Source organism: Mesorhizobium sp. M7A.F.Ca.US.011.01.1.1 (genome assembly GCF_003998295.1).
Taxonomy (GTDB): Bacteria; Pseudomonadota; Alphaproteobacteria; order Rhizobiales; family Rhizobiaceae; genus Mesorhizobium.
In genome coordinates, this window is sequence record NZ_RZRT01000277.1 from 1 (window position 1) to 348 (window position 348).

Consider the following 348-nt stretch of genomic DNA (forward strand, 5'->3'; position numbering starts at 1 on the left):
CATTTGCGCCAGCTCCGGCTACATGGTCACTGCCGCCGCTAAAAATACGGCGATCAAGTCGGTCGCTCTCGTCGCACCCTGGCTGCACGACGCCGATGTGGTCGAACAGACCTATGGCGGCAAGGACGGCGTCGCCAAGCTTGAAGCCGCGGGCGATGAAGCCGAGGCGGCGTATCACCGCACCGGCAAACAGGCCTTCCTGCCCGCCGCCAGCCTGACCGACGATCGCGCGATCATGTTCAAGGTGCCTTACTACACCGAGCCCGATCGCGGCATGATCCCGGCCTGGCGCAACGAGGCCGATCCGGCCTTCTGGCGCGGCTGGCTGACATTCGATGCGATCCAGGC

At 65.2% G+C, this 348-nt stretch carries 1 pseudogene; it reads left to right on the forward strand.

Going from position 1 to position 348, the window contains the following annotated elements:
- Positions 1-348, forward strand: a pseudogene (locus tag EOA13_RS38280) (alpha/beta hydrolase); the annotation flags it as partial.